13 protein-coding genes and 1 pseudogene are annotated in these 13,196 nt (G+C 60.6%); 7 read left to right on the forward strand and 7 right to left on the reverse strand.

Features of this window, described 5'->3' with window-relative positions; genetic code table 11:
• The first annotated feature begins 231 nt into the window (after positions 1-231).
• Positions 232-873, forward strand: coding sequence for a GntR family transcriptional regulator (locus VE23_RS11305; RefSeq protein WP_021879397.1), 642 nt, complete (start codon positions 232-234; stop codon positions 871-873).
• Positions 874-990: 117 nt separating this feature from the next.
• Here the strand turns inward: VE23_RS11305 and trhA are convergent, their stop codons facing one another.
• Genes trhA through VE23_RS11325 form a run of 4 tightly spaced genes read right to left on the reverse strand, consistent with a single transcriptional unit; the run spans position 991 to position 3,506 of the window.
• Positions 991-1,638, reverse strand: a complete 648-nt coding sequence (trhA, locus tag VE23_RS11310; RefSeq protein ID WP_021879396.1) for a PAQR family membrane homeostasis protein TrhA — start codon at positions 1,636-1,638, stop codon at positions 991-993.
• Positions 1,639-1,691: 53 nt separating this feature from the next.
• Entirely contained in the window at positions 1,692-2,015 is a 324-nt protein-coding gene (locus tag VE23_RS11315; RefSeq protein ID WP_021879395.1) for a hypothetical protein, read from the reverse strand.
• Positions 2,012-2,749, reverse strand: coding sequence for a pirin family protein (locus VE23_RS11320; RefSeq protein ID WP_021879394.1), 738 nt, complete (start codon positions 2,747-2,749; stop codon positions 2,012-2,014). The genes VE23_RS11315 and VE23_RS11320 overlap by 4 nt, the downstream gene beginning before the upstream one ends.
• A gap of 31 nt (positions 2,750-2,780) precedes the next feature.
• Positions 2,781-3,506, reverse strand: coding sequence for a lipase family protein (locus VE23_RS11325; protein WP_021879393.1), 726 nt, complete (start codon positions 3,504-3,506; stop codon positions 2,781-2,783).
• A 230-nt stretch (positions 3,507-3,736) separates the two neighbouring features.
• On the opposite strand from VE23_RS11325, the pseudogene VE23_RS11330 reads away from it, so the two are divergent.
• From VE23_RS11330 to speD, 5 genes and pseudogenes are all read left to right on the forward strand, one after another.
• Positions 3,737-4,906, forward strand: a pseudogene (locus VE23_RS11330) (betaine/proline/choline family ABC transporter ATP-binding protein); the annotation flags it as partial.
• Positions 4,907-5,274: 368 nt separating this feature from the next.
• Positions 5,275-5,934 (forward strand): ABC transporter permease, encoded by a 660-nt coding sequence (locus VE23_RS11335; protein WP_048746404.1) that lies wholly within the window; start codon positions 5,275-5,277, stop codon positions 5,932-5,934.
• Positions 5,935-5,954: 20 nt separating this feature from the next.
• Complete coding sequence (locus VE23_RS11340) at positions 5,955-6,983, forward strand: glycine betaine ABC transporter substrate-binding protein (RefSeq protein ID WP_083436421.1); 1,029 nt, start codon at positions 5,955-5,957, stop codon at positions 6,981-6,983.
• Positions 6,983-7,702: an ABC transporter permease gene (locus tag VE23_RS11345; protein WP_048746401.1), complete on the forward strand. Its 720-nt coding sequence runs from the start codon at positions 6,983-6,985 to the stop codon at positions 7,700-7,702. Before VE23_RS11340 ends, VE23_RS11345 begins: the two co-directional genes overlap by 1 nt.
• A gap of 296 nt (positions 7,703-7,998) precedes the next feature.
• Positions 7,999-8,805, forward strand: a complete 807-nt coding sequence (speD, locus tag VE23_RS11350; protein WP_048746399.1) for an adenosylmethionine decarboxylase — start codon at positions 7,999-8,001, stop codon at positions 8,803-8,805.
• A gap of 165 nt (positions 8,806-8,970) precedes the next feature.
• Here speD and VE23_RS11355 read toward each other — a convergent pair whose 3' ends face one another.
• The 3 genes from VE23_RS11355 to VE23_RS11365 form a co-directional block, all read right to left on the reverse strand.
• A complete protein-coding gene (locus tag VE23_RS11355) occupies positions 8,971-9,228 on the reverse strand; it encodes a DUF2164 domain-containing protein (protein WP_021877715.1) in 258 nt (85 codons plus the stop codon).
• Between the two features lie 40 nt (positions 9,229-9,268).
• Positions 9,269-9,814, reverse strand: a complete 546-nt coding sequence (locus VE23_RS25810; RefSeq protein ID WP_232313005.1) for a GNAT family N-acetyltransferase — start codon at positions 9,812-9,814, stop codon at positions 9,269-9,271.
• 249 nt (positions 9,815-10,063) lie between these two features.
• The gene (locus VE23_RS11365; RefSeq protein WP_021877717.1) at positions 10,064-12,067 is read right to left on the reverse strand and encodes a Na+/H+ antiporter; all 2,004 of its coding nucleotides are present in this window, start codon (positions 12,065-12,067) and stop codon (positions 10,064-10,066) included.
• Between the two features lie 292 nt (positions 12,068-12,359).
• On the opposite strand from VE23_RS11365, the gene VE23_RS11370 reads away from it, so the two are divergent.
• The gene (locus tag VE23_RS11370) at positions 12,360-13,151 is read left to right on the forward strand and encodes a TrmB family transcriptional regulator (protein WP_021877718.1); all 792 of its coding nucleotides are present in this window, start codon (positions 12,360-12,362) and stop codon (positions 13,149-13,151) included.
• Positions 13,152-13,196 lie beyond the last annotated feature (45 nt).

Consider the following 13,196-nt stretch of genomic DNA (forward strand, 5'->3'; position numbering starts at 1 on the left):
GCTTATCGCGTATGAAAGGAATAATAACATAGAAAATGGAATCCAACAATGATTTTCTTGATTAGCTGAATACATGTGCATAAACCGAACATTAAACTGTCATCATTATTCCTTTTATGCCCTTGATGAAGCTCAAAACCGATGATAATATGTGTCATATGGAGTATTTATACAAATATTTTGCATATCCATGCAGGATAACTAGCAACGCTTCAATAGAGGAGTGAAGGCATGCAGCCGAAGTACCAGTCCCTCAAGGATCATGTCTATGAGTACATCGCCCAGCGGATCCAGGAAGGAACGCTGCTTCCCGGCTCCAAGATCAACGAGGCCGAAATATGCAAAAGGCTGGACATCAGCAGGACGCCTACCCGCGAGGCTTTGTTCCAGCTCAGCTCGGACAACCTGCTCGAATACCTGCCTCGACGGGGCTTCACCGTCAAAGCTTTCGACCAGAAAAAAAAGGAGGACTACTCCCTCCTGATCGCAACGCTGGATTCGCTGGCCGCCACGCTGGCTGTCGATCAATTGAGCGATAGGGACCTTGAGGCGCTCGACGATCTGGTCGCGGCGATCCAGGACGATCTGGATGCCTATGACTTCAGCCGTTACTACGAGCATCAGGCCCAGTTCCACGAATGCTATCTCCGCCGATGCGGCAATTCCACCTTGATCGAGATGCTGGATTCCCTCAAGAACGGATTTCTCCGCCAATCCTATGCCAGCGAGGACAAGGAAAGGCTGGCCGCCCTCCTGCAGGAAATCAACGGCGAGCACCGCCTGATCGCCGAGCTGTTCCGCAGCCGCGACAAGGAGAAGCTGGAGCAGGCGGTGCGCCTCCATTGGCGCATCATCGATTCCGATATGCTGTAGACGGATGCGCTGGATCTAACAAAGAGGCTGCCCCCGGTCATGTTCATGACCTTCAGGGACAGCCTCTTTGTTTTGCCATATAGCTTGCTGCGGGGAGCCGAATCGCCTATCGCTGCATCAGCTCCAGGGAAGCACGTAGAGCAGAATCGCGAAGAAATGGACCGCCGAGCCGGCCAGCACGAACAGATGCCATACCGCGTGATGGTAAGGGAATCCCCGCCATACATAGAAGACCGAGCCGACCGTGTAGAGCAGTCCGCCGGCAATGAGCAGAGTGACTCCGCCGGAAGCGAGGTGAGCCGTAAGGGGGCCCCAGGCAAATACGATCAGCCATCCCATCGCAATGTACAGAAGCGTCGAGGTGAACAGGAATCTCGTCACGAAAAACGATTTGAACAGCACCCCGAATACCGTGATCCCCCAGATGATGCCGAACAGCGTCCACCCTAGCTTGCCGCCGACCATATGGAACAGCAGAGGCGTATAGGTGCCCGCGATGAACACGTAAATAAAGGAGTGGTCCAGCACCTCCATCACCTGCTTGGCCCGCCCCTCCCGGAAGCTGTGCACCAGCGTCGAAGCCGTATACAGCAGCAGCATGGCCACTCCGTAGATCGTGAAGCTGACGACATGCAGCGCCGTTCCCTTCTCGGCCGCGAACACGATGAGCAGCACGAGTGCCGCGACGCTCAGCGCCGTGCCGATTCCATGCGTGACCGCATTGGCCACTTCCTCGCGCCGCGTGTACGTATACGTATTTGCCATAAGTCCCTTCCTCCTTCCTCATGCCCTATCCTATGAAACCGCTTGCTGGGCGGTTACACCTTCTCATTGGAGTAAGCCACCCTGGAATCCACCTCGAATACCGCTTCCTGCATCGCCGGATCGTACACATACGAAGGCCTGTCCAGGTCGTACAGCCAGAACTTGCGGATAAGTCCGGAGGAATCGTCGCTTATAAAGTGAAAGAAATTCAGCTGATCGATGTTGTCTCCGATATAGGACGCGTCGGCCGCAGCCAGGTTGGACACCGTAATGACCCATCCCCTGCCGCCCTCTTCCACCTGGAAAGCAAGGGAATGCGCCCCTGTATCGAGGAGAGTCCGGCCGATGACCAGCTTGATCAGAAGCCGCTCGCTCATGCCGGATCGCCTCCCTTGCCGACTGGAGCCATGTCGATCAGCAGCAGCCGCGTCCCGTCCGGGCCCGCCTTCAGCTCCAGCTTGTCGAAGCTCGAAGCCCGGAGCATATCGCCTTGGGCGAGCTCTCCGTCGACGCCCTCCACGGCAAGGCTGCCGTCCAGCACGAAGACGGCCAGCAGGCGCTCTCCGCGCGTGTAGTGGGTGATGCCCTGTCCGCCGTCGAGAGCGCTCAGAAACAGGTTCACATCCTGATGGATGCCTGCAGCTCCAGGTCCCGCAGCATCCCTGGAGACGATCGGCAGCAGCTGTCCATGGATGGACTTCGGGTCGAAAAAGCTCGTTTCGTAGGATGGCTCCAGCTTCCTGGTCTCGGGAGTGAACCAGATCTGCAGGAAATGAACCGGCTCGTCGGGGTCGGGATTGACCTCCGAATGCACGATGCCTGTACCGGCCGTCATGCGCTGAACGCCGCCGTAGGTCGTCTCGGCGCTGCCGCCGGAGCTGTCTTCATGCTTCAGCCTGCCGCTGAGGACGACGGACACGATCTCCATCTCGCGATGCGGATGGGCGCCGAAGCCTCGGCCTCCGGCGACGATATCTTCGTTGAACACGACCATGGAGCCGAAGCTGCGGTTGCCCTCTTCATAATAATCCCCGAAGCTGAAGCTCTGGCTGCTTTTCAGCCACTCGTTCTCGCGATGGGAACGGTCCTCGTTGCGGCGAATCTCGTACATGGGCCTGCCCCTTTCTCTGTTCTAATTATATTTACTTACCTTTTTGCAGTTTAACGGAAGGCAGGTCGCCTTTCAACCAGTCCGCCACGGCGCTGATCGTCTTGTCGAGATTGCTGCGGGAGTCTCCGTCCACATAGGGAAGCTGGTGGCGGAAATAATTCGTATGCCCGCCGATGACCGGCAGCCCCCTCACATAACCCGGCGCGTAGCGCATCCGGTTCCAGGCTGGAATTCCGCCAGGCAGCCGCAGCCAGCCTCCCCAGCTCCCGAGCCGCGTCACGGGATCGTCCGGCCGGCCTCTGCCGTCGAGCGCATAGAAATACGCGCTGCTCTCCTGCAGCTCATCCGGAACCGGCACCCGGGGAGAACCGATCTGGACGACCCGAATGTCATCCGCCGATATGCCTTGCTCCAGCAGCAGCCGCGCGGCCCGGCATGCCGCCACTCCTCCGCCGCTGTGGCCGAGCAGAAGCACCGGTCCGCCCGTATAGGAGCGCTCGAGATCGCGGATCATCGCGCGGGCTCCGATCCGGCTCGGGAGCAGCAGCCGGGTCAGATCCGACCGGACCTCCCATACTTGCCGCCACAGCTTGCGGGAATAATCGCCATAGGGAAACAGCACCTCCATGGTCGCCTCCGTGCCCTGCTCGCCAAAGAGCCGATCCAGCATGCGCCTGCATTCCTGAAACGTGGAAGGATAAGTCGCGACGCCGGCGACCAGATAGACCGTCAACTTGGAAGGCTGCCAAAACGCCACGTCAATCGCCTCCTCTAGAATTAAATTGTAGCATTAACCGGGGAAGCAGCGCCAATACGTCCCCGGCTGCAACGGGCATGAAGCCCGAAATCCCTGTTCTCCGCTGCTGAGTCGAGAGGCTCAAGTCCAACCGCCCCTTCTGTTCCCGGGAAGGAATTCCTGCGGATGAAACGGCGCTGGAAGGCCATACTTTAACTACCACTTCAGGAATCGGGCGGAGGTTGCGTGCCATGATTGTGATCAAGAATGTCCACAAGAAATACGACGACGGCTTCCATGCCCTCAAAGATATCAACCTCGAATTCCGCAAAGGCGAGATGACCGTCCTCATCGGACCGAGCGGCTGCGGGAAATCGACGACGATGCGGCTCATCAACCGCCTCGTCGTTCCGACCAGCGGCTCCATCACGATCGACGGCAAGGACATCGCATCGATCGATCCCGTAGAGCTGCGCCGCAGCATCGGCTACGTCATTCAAAGCGTCGGGCTGTTCCCTCACATGACGATCGCACGCAACGTGGCCACCGTTCCCCGCCTCAAGCATTGGGACAAGGAGCGGATCGCGCGCCGCGTCGACGAGCTGCTCCAGATGGTCGGCTTGAATCCGGATCAATACCGCGACCGGTACCCTTCGGAGCTGAGCGGCGGCCAGCAGCAGCGGATCGGGGTCATCCGGGCTCTGGCGGCCGATCCCGACATCATCCTCATGGACGAGCCGTTCAGCGCCCTCGATCCGCTCAGCCGCGAGCAGCTCCAGGAAGACATGGCGCGGCTGCAGCAGGAGCTGCACAAGACCATCATCTTCGTCACGCATGACATGGACGAAGCGCTCAAGATCGCCGACCGCATCGTCCTCATGAAGGACGGCGAAGTCGTGCAAAGCGATACGCCGGACCGGATTCTGCGCCGGCCGGCCAACGACTTCGTCCGAACCTTCATCGGGCAGAAGCGCTTGGACGCGGGCATGGGACAGGAAGAAGCGCTGCAGCTTGAAGGAGCGAACGCTTCGATCGATTCCCCTTCCGCTTCCGTCAACGACGTCATGGTCACCCAGCCGGCCGTCACCTATCCGAACCGCGGATTGGCCGAAGCGATTTTGACGATGGAACGGCGCAAGGTCGATTCCCTCTATGTCGTGGACCGCCAGCGGCGCCTGCTCGGCAGCGTGTCGATCTACAACGTTCTGGACCGGTACGGCGAAGAGGAAAAGACTGTGTCCGACGTCATGATGCCGGTGCGCTACGTCGTCCAGTCCGGCACTCCGCTGGCGCAGGCCGTTGAGCTGCTCGCCAGCCACCGGCTGCATAACGTTGCTGTCGTGGACGAAGGCGGGCGCTTCATCGGACTTATTACCCGCGGCAGCGTCGTCCGCCACTTGGCGGAGCTGCTGCCGTCGCTCGGCGATGGAGGCGACGGGGAGCGTGAAGGGGATACCGGAACGAGAGGTTACGGCGGTTCCGCGGGGGACAGCGTCTCCGATGCTGGCGGGCAAAGAGCTCTCGGCGGTGAGGAGAGAGATTCTGACGATCAAGGTGCTCGCGGCAGTGCGGAGAGAGAAGTCCGCAAGGGCCAAGAAAGCTTGGGCGAAACCATAGCCCCAGGCGGTCAAGGCGGAGAAGGCGGAGACATCCGCCAGAGCGGAACGGACGCTGAACCGACGGGAACCTCCTCGATCTCCATAAGCCCCGGCAGCAGGGAAAATTCGGATAGCGTCGGACACGGCGGGACGGCGCCGGAGCGTTCCGACGACGAAGGGAAGGATCGTTCATGAGCGGCTTCTTTTCTTTTGTCCGGGACCGCTTTCCCGACATCCTGACCGCGCTGCGTGAGCATCTGGGCATTTCGCTCGCCGCCGTGCTGCTCGGCTGCGCCATCTCGCTGCCGCTCGGCGTGCTGCTCGTCTACAACCGGATCCGCTGGCTGAACAGCGCCGTGTTCTTCGCAGCCAACCTGCTGCAGACGATTCCGAGCCTGGCGCTGCTCGCCATCCTGATTCCGCTCATGGGCATCGGCGTCAAGCCGGCGGTGCTCGCGCTGCTGCTCTACTCCATCATGCCGGTGCTCCGCAACACCTATGAAGGCTTCCGCAGCGTCGATCCCCATGTGCTGGAATCGGCGCGCGGCATGGGCTATTCGTCCGCTCAGCGGCTGCTGCGCGTCCAGCTGCCGCTCGCCGTGCCTTACATCATGTCCGGCATCCGGCTGACGACCGTCTACGTCATCAGTTGGGCCACTCTGGCGACCTTGATCGGAGCCGGCGGCCTCGGACAGCTGATTGTCTCCGGCATGGGCGTCAACCAGCCCTACCTCATCGTCGCCGGTGCGCTCGGTGCGATCGCGCTGTCGCTGGCAGCCGATCTGCTGCTCGGCTGGATTGAAGGCGCCCTGACCCGCCGCTTCGGCTTGAGGGGAGGCGCAGCCGCGTGAGGAGAAGGCATTGGACAGGCATGTCCGTGATTGGGAGGGCGCGCCCTAAGGCGATCAACCCGCCGGGGGATCGGTCCGCGTTCCTTAAGGCGGCAAGGCAGGCGGCACGATCCGCGTTCCTGAAGGCGTCAAGCCGGCCGGAAAAGCCGGAATACTCCGGAAAGGCAGGCCGCATAGCGGCGCTGCCGCTGCTGCTGGCGTTCCTTCTGCTCGCGCCGGGCTGCACAGGCAAGGCGGACCTGCGGATCGGCGCCCAGACTTTTACCGAAACGAAGATTCTGGCCGAAATGTACAAAGCCCTCATTGAACGCAGCACGGATCTGCAGGTGAAGGTCATTCCCGACCTGGCTGCCAGCCCGCTCGTATTCAGCGCGCTCGACAGGGGCGACATCGATCTGGCCACGCTGTATTCCGGCGAGATCTTCAACAACCACTTTCCCGTTGAGCCGACCAAGGATCGCGCCGAGGTGCTGCGCCAAGCCAAGGAAGGCTTCGACAAGTATTTCGGCTTCGACTGGATGGATCCGCTCGGCTTCGAGAACACGTACGCCTTCACCGTCCGGCGCGAGGTCGCGGAGCAGAAAGGTTACAAGAAGATATCCGACATCAAGCCGGATGCCGCCTCCATGCGCTTCGGCGTGGACACTTCCTGGCTGGAGCGGGTCAGCGACGGTTACCCGGCCTTTCAGAAGGCTTACGGCATTTCCTTCGCCAAGTCCTACCCGATGGAGCTCAGCCTCGTTTATTCCGCCGTCAAGAACAAGCAGGTCGACATCGTCCTCGCGTACTCGACCGACGCCCGGCTGAAAGCATTCGATCTGGCCACTCTGGCGGACGACAAGCATTTCTTCCCGCCCTATGACGCGTCGGCCGTCATGCGCAAGGACATGGAAGCCCGCCATCCGGAGATCAAGCAAGCGATTGCCCCGCTGTTCGGCACGATGGACCGCGACACGATGGTGAGCCTCAACTACCAGGTCGACATCGAGAAAAAGAGCGAGCGCGAAGTCGCGCTCGCCTACCTGAAGGAGAAAGGACTGATTCCATAATGCCCGAGCAGCGAGAGACGCTTGCCGACTTCTGGGACTACCTGTACCGCAACCGCGGCCTGCTGTCCGAATATTTCATCCAGCATGTGCAGCTGGTGGCGGCCGGTGTGCTGCTCGCGCTTGCGGCCGGCGTGCCGCTCGGCATCCTGTGCACCAGGAGCAGGCCGCTCGCCCGGATCATCCTGGCGATCACCGGCATCCTTCAGGTCGTGCCGAGCCTAGCGATGCTCGTCCTGCTCATGCTCTGGATGGGTCTGGGCAACACGACCGTCATGGCCGGCCTCTTCCTGTACTCCCTCAACCCGATCGTGCGCAACACCTATGTCGGTCTGCAGCAGGTCGGCAGCAGCTTTCTCGAAGCCGGCCGGGGCGTCGGCATGAGCCGCTGGCAGCTGCTGTGGAGCGTGCGCATGCCGCTGTCGCTGCCCTATATGATGACCGGCATCCGGATCGCGGCCGTCATCGCCATCGGGGTGGCCACGATCGCCCCGCTCGTGGGCGGCGACGGCCTCGGCCGCGAAGTGTATGCCGGCATCAACGGCCAAAATTCGCTGCGCATCTATGCCGGCGCTCTTCCTGCCGCCCTGCTCGCCATCTTCGCCGACATTGTGCTCGGATATGTGCAGCGGCGGTTCGATCCGGCCGACCGGGCTTCGCGCAGGCGGGGCGGCGGCAAGGCGGAGCAGGCGGTGCCGCCGGTGCCCAAGGCGCAGGGCTGATTAAGCCTGCCCTCCCGTTCCTGAGGAGCAGCGCTTAAAGGCTGTCTCCTGTGCGGAAGGAGGCTTGGATAGGGAGGCCTCGCCGCCATGCCGGTCGGGCGATGAGCTTTGCGTGCTTGGCACGCTTTGCAAACCTTGCGGCTCTGGCGCTTGGCGCGCTAAACGTATCCGGCGATGCTCAGCCTCGCCGCCTGCCTCCCCCGGCACAGGCAAGAAGGGGGCGAGGGTAAACTTTTGCAGGCCGGGGTAATAGTACGAATAACTTGGCACAGGCGCGCAAAGGAGAGGATTGCCGGATGAAACTGACCCACGAGCAGGTCATCGCCCTTCACGGGTTCAACAACCTGACCAAATCGCTGAGCTTCAACATGTACGATATATGCTACACGCGCAACAAGCAGGAGCGCGAGGCCTACCTGGCTTACATCGACGAGCAGTACAACTCCGACCGTCTCAACCACATCCTTCATCATGTGTCGGATATCATCGGAGCGCATGTGCTCAATACGGCCAAGCAGGATTACGAGCCGCAGGGCGCCAGCGTCACGCTGCTCGTCTCCGAAGGCCCCGTCGTGCAGGTTCCCCAGGGTACCTTCGGCGAATCTCCGGGACCGATGCCCTCCAACGTCGTCCTCCAGCTCGACAAAAGCCATATCACCGTCCATACGTATCCCGAATTCCATCCCGACGAAGGCATCAGCACGTTCCGCGCGGACATCGACGTGTCCACCTGCGGCGAGATCAGTCCGCTGAAGGCGCTGACCTATCTCATCTCCTCCTTCGATACCGACATCATGACGCTGGACTACCGGGTGCGGGGCTTCACCCGCGACATTACCGGACATAAGCTGTTCATCGACCACGATATCAGCTCCATCCAGAATTACATTCCGGACGAGGCGAAGGACCTGTTCCACATGATCGACGTGAACGTCTATCAGGAGAACATCTTCCACACGAAGTGCAAGCTGAAGCAGTTCGATCTCAACAACTACTTGTTCGGTTATACGAAGGACAAGCTGAGCGAGGAAGAGCAGCAGGAGATAACCGAGAAGCTCAAGGGCGAGATGGACGAGATTTTCTACGGCAAGAACATGTATTGAATAAAAAAAAGCCTGTCCCGCGCCGGGCTCGCCGGCTGCAGGACAGGCTTGTTCAATTCTTTTGCAGTTTTTCGGCTGCGATCCTTTTCCCGCTTCGGTTCTTTTTCCGCTTCGCTTCTTTTTCAGCCGCGGTTCTTTCAAGCGGCGCCATATCCCAGCCGCTGTTCATTTCCGCGCCGTCCGGCTCGCTTGCTGAAGAGAATACAGGTCCTCCTCCAGCGCCCCCATCCGCTCGCGCACGGTTCGGACGGCATCCTCGACGGCCTGATTGCGGATGACCGGCGACAGCAGCGAGAGCATGAAGTCCAGCATCAGCTCCGCAGGCAGCTCTCCGAGCTCCTCGTCCCTTTCCATGAGGAAATAATGCTGCAGCTCTCCGATGAGCTGCTTCTTCTGTTCCTTCGGCAGCTTTGTTGTGTGCATGAACCGCCCCGCCTTCCATTCTCGGATTTGTCGGCCAAGCTCAGCAGCTGCAGCTGCTTCCCGCCCTCTTCTCTTCCTTGGAGACGGCGGCTCCCGATCTGTCCGCGCCGGCAGCCGGCTTCTCCGGATCCCTCGAAAACAGCAGAATGCCGTCCCGCTTCTCCCAGCCGGCCTTCGTCCAGAAAGCCGCTCCCCCGTCGTTGCTCTCCATGACCATGAGATAACAGCGCTCGATGCCGGCTTCTCCGAGTCCGCGCAGGCAACGCTCCGCGAGCTCGCTGCCTATGCCTCTTCCCCGGAATTTAGGGTCTACGGCCAGATGGTACAGCCAGCCGCGCCTTCCGTCATGGCCCGCCATGAGCGTGCCGACGACTTTGTCCCCGGCTGAGGCGATCAGGCTCAGGCCGGGATTCCGCTCCAGATAGGCCGAGATCGCCTCGCGCGAATCAGCCCCGCTCAGCACCAGCCCGTCCATCCTCTTCCACAGAGAGACGGAGTCGTCGTAATGGCTGTCGTCCATCGGCAGGTACCGTATCGGCTCCAACACCTGCTCTTGCATTTGCTTCTGCTCCTGAATGCCGTCCATCGGGCTCAATTCCCCTTTCATGAATGCCGCTGTGCAGGCGGAATGTTCGTTCAGATCGCGGTAACTTCCGGATTTTTGGACAATTCCCAGGATTGGAATTGAGGCTAAAAGGTCAACGCCAACGTTTTTCGGAGAAAACCATTTCGCAAGCGTTCCTTCCGCTTCTCCGGAATCATTCCATCTGCTCCGCTGACTGGGCTGGATCAGCCTTGTCATGGGGCCTGCCGTCGTACAGCGAGCTATAGAAGCCTAATGGGCATGGGCCCCTACTTCTTCGTTCTCGTGCAGGCTGGCTTCCCGGTAATTGACGTAAACCCTCAGCTTACCTGCAAGCTTCCGGTCGATGTTCCCGCTCTCGAACAAGCGCTGGATTTCATTGCGCTCGGCCTGGACGGCCTTCTGCTCCAGCTCCTTGCGCCCTTCCTTGGAGCCCAGCGGGCGGCCGAGCGCCGCCTGGCCGCTGCAGAGACGGAGCTCCAGCTCGCGGTAATGCGCCACCATGGCAAGCACGATATCCTTGCTGTAACGGCCTTCCAGCTCCTTGATCCGTTCCCCGGCCGCCTTGACCGAAGCTTGCTTGAGCTCCAGATAGGCTTCCTTGCTCCGGGTTCCCTTGAGCTTGGCCTTGCGGTGCCTGCCCCGCTTGGTGAACAGGCGGAGGAACAAGCCGTAAAGCAGCGTAGCCAGCAGCTTGACCCGGTTCGTCAGGGCCAGCTCGACGCGGTTGAGATAATGCTGGAAGGCTTCTTCCATGTCGGGCGTGATTCTGCCTTCCTCCAGCCATTCGCGGGCAACCTTGCGCTCCGCCTCGAGAGCGTGAAGGCGCAGGTCGACGACGGCGCTTCTGGATTCCGCCTCCGAAGCAAGGCCAAGCCGCAGCTGCTGGATGCGCTGGACATAATCGGCGCGCAGCTCAAGAGCGGCCGCCTGGTTGTCCTCTCGCATTTCCCCTTGCACCGTCCTCAGCCCGGCGTCCAGCACCAGAATGCGCGCGCGGCGCTCCGCTTCCTTGGACGCCGCCTCCATATCCTTGGTCTTGCCGTCTTCGGACGAGCGTGTCAGCAGCGGCAGCATGACGCTGGCGAGCAGCAGCGTGATCAGGATGACGCCGGCGCAGATGAAGAGGATCAGGTTGCGTTCCGGAAACACGGAGCCGTCCCCGAGGAAAAGCGGAATGGAGAACGCGCCCGCCAGCGTCACCGCGCCCCGCACGCCGGACAAGGCGGTCAGCAGCGACGTCTTGAACTTGCGTTCCTTGGCCCATACCCAAGCCATGCGGAGCAGGAGCAGCAGCGCCGTAATGGCGAAAATGTACCCGATGACCTTGCCGTTGTTGTAGTTCGGATCTTCCCAGACCACCTGGATGACATCCGGAATTTCGAGGCCGAGCAGCATGAACACAAGACCGTTCAGGCAGAAGATGATGACCGACCAGGTGCTGTCGGAGACGACGTTGAGCTTGATCGTGGACGGACCCATCCGATCCCTCTCGATGGCATGCACGACGCCTGCGGCCACGACGGCCAGGATGCCGGACACATGCAGATGCTCCGCCGCAAGGTAGATGACGAACGGAGTCAGGATGAGGATCAGCATATGGACCGTGACGTCCTCCATCCCCCAGCGGCGCAGCCAGACGCGCAGCCAGACGACGGCGAAGCCGAGCGCGGCTCCGAGCGCCAGCCCTCCGAGCGCGATCACGAAAAAGCTGCCGACGGCATTGGTCAGCGAGAAGTAGCCGGTCACTGTCGCCGCGATGGCGAAGTTGAACGCGACGAGGCCGGAGGCGTCGTTCATGAGCGCCTCGCCCTCCAGCAGCCGCAGGATGCTGCCCGGCAGCTTGACGCGGCTCGCGATGGAGCCGACGGCGACGGCATCCGTCGGCGACAGGATCGCCGCCAGCGCGAACGCCGCCGAGAGCGGGATGGCGGGAATCATCCAGTGGATGAACGGGCCGGCCACGAGCACGGTCGCGAACACGAGGCCGAGCGCCAGCAGCAGGATGGAGGAGCGCAGTTTCCACAGCTCCTCGCGAGGCGTGATCTTGCCGTCGTTGAACAGCAGCGGCGCGATGAACAGGACGAAGAACAGCTCCGGATTCAGCGGCACATGATGCAGCCACGGGAAATAGGCGGCCACGATGCCGAGCGCGATCTGAATAATCGGCACCGGAACGAACGGAATGAAGCGGTTGATGATGTTGGAGACCCCGATCAGGACCAGCAGCGCCATCACCATGATGAAGATTTCCATGAGGCAACCAAGCTCCTTATGTACAGTCTTGCCCCTACAGGGCGGAAATGCGTGATCTTATTACTTTACCATAGTGGAGCATGCGATCCTAACCGAAGTCCGTCGTCCGCAAAGTTCGGGCAGGCTGCGCCTACGATCGAAAAGCTGCCGGCGAATAATGATATCCGGCTGGAAATCTTTCGGAATTGCCGCTCATCTTTATTGTTGACGGAAAATCGGATTCAATGGCATAATCAGCTTATTCCAATTAGTCGTATTCATTAATACTACTACATAAAGGAGGTCGGCATCGATGATCGATCGGCTCAAGCGGCTCGGCATGTCCGAGCTGGAAGCCCGCTGTTATCTGGCGCTGCATGAAGAGCCTGTGCTGTCCGGCTACGAAGTCGCCAAGCGCGTGTCCGTCTCGCGCACGAACGTCTATGCGGCTCTGAGGTCGCTCGTGGAAAAGGGGATTTGCCGCGTGTCGGAAGGCGAGACATCCATGTACGCCGCCATTCCCATCGAGGATGTCATTCGCCAGCTGCGCTCGGAGTTCGAAGAGAATGCCGGCATTCTGGAGCGGGATCTGAAGCCTCAGCCTCCTGCGCCGGGCTTCTATACCTGGACGGGCGAAGGGAATATGCGGACCGCGATCCGCCGGCTGATCGCTGGCGCCCGCCGCACCGTCGTCGTCGATATATGGAGCGAGGACTTCCATGAATTGGAGCCGATGCTGGCCGAAGCCGAAAGCCGGGGCAAGACGGTCATCGTCATTACGATCGGCGAGGTCGAGACCGGGCTCAGGCATGTATTCACCCACAAGCGGATGGAGATGTGGCTTCCGGAAAAATCGAGAGGCTTCTACATCCTCTGCGACTGGAAGGACGGGCTGCTCGGCAGCTTCAACGAGCCCGGCAAGCCTTCCGCCCTGGAGACGGACCATCCGTCCGTATCCGGAATGCTCCTGCAGGCATTCCATCACGACCTGCTGATGATGGACATGGAGCGCGACTTCGGTCCTCAGCTGGCCGAAGCTTACGGCTCCGACTATGAGAAGCTGCTTGACCGCTACCGCCATGATTATGGCTGGGATATTCCTTGACGGCAAAGAACCCTGCCTTGTATGTGAGCTAATGCCAGCCGATAT

It is taken from the genome of Paenibacillus sp. D9 (assembly GCF_001188365.1).
In the GTDB taxonomy this organism is placed as follows: domain Bacteria; phylum Bacillota; class Bacilli; order Paenibacillales; family Paenibacillaceae; genus Paenibacillus_O; species Paenibacillus_O humicus.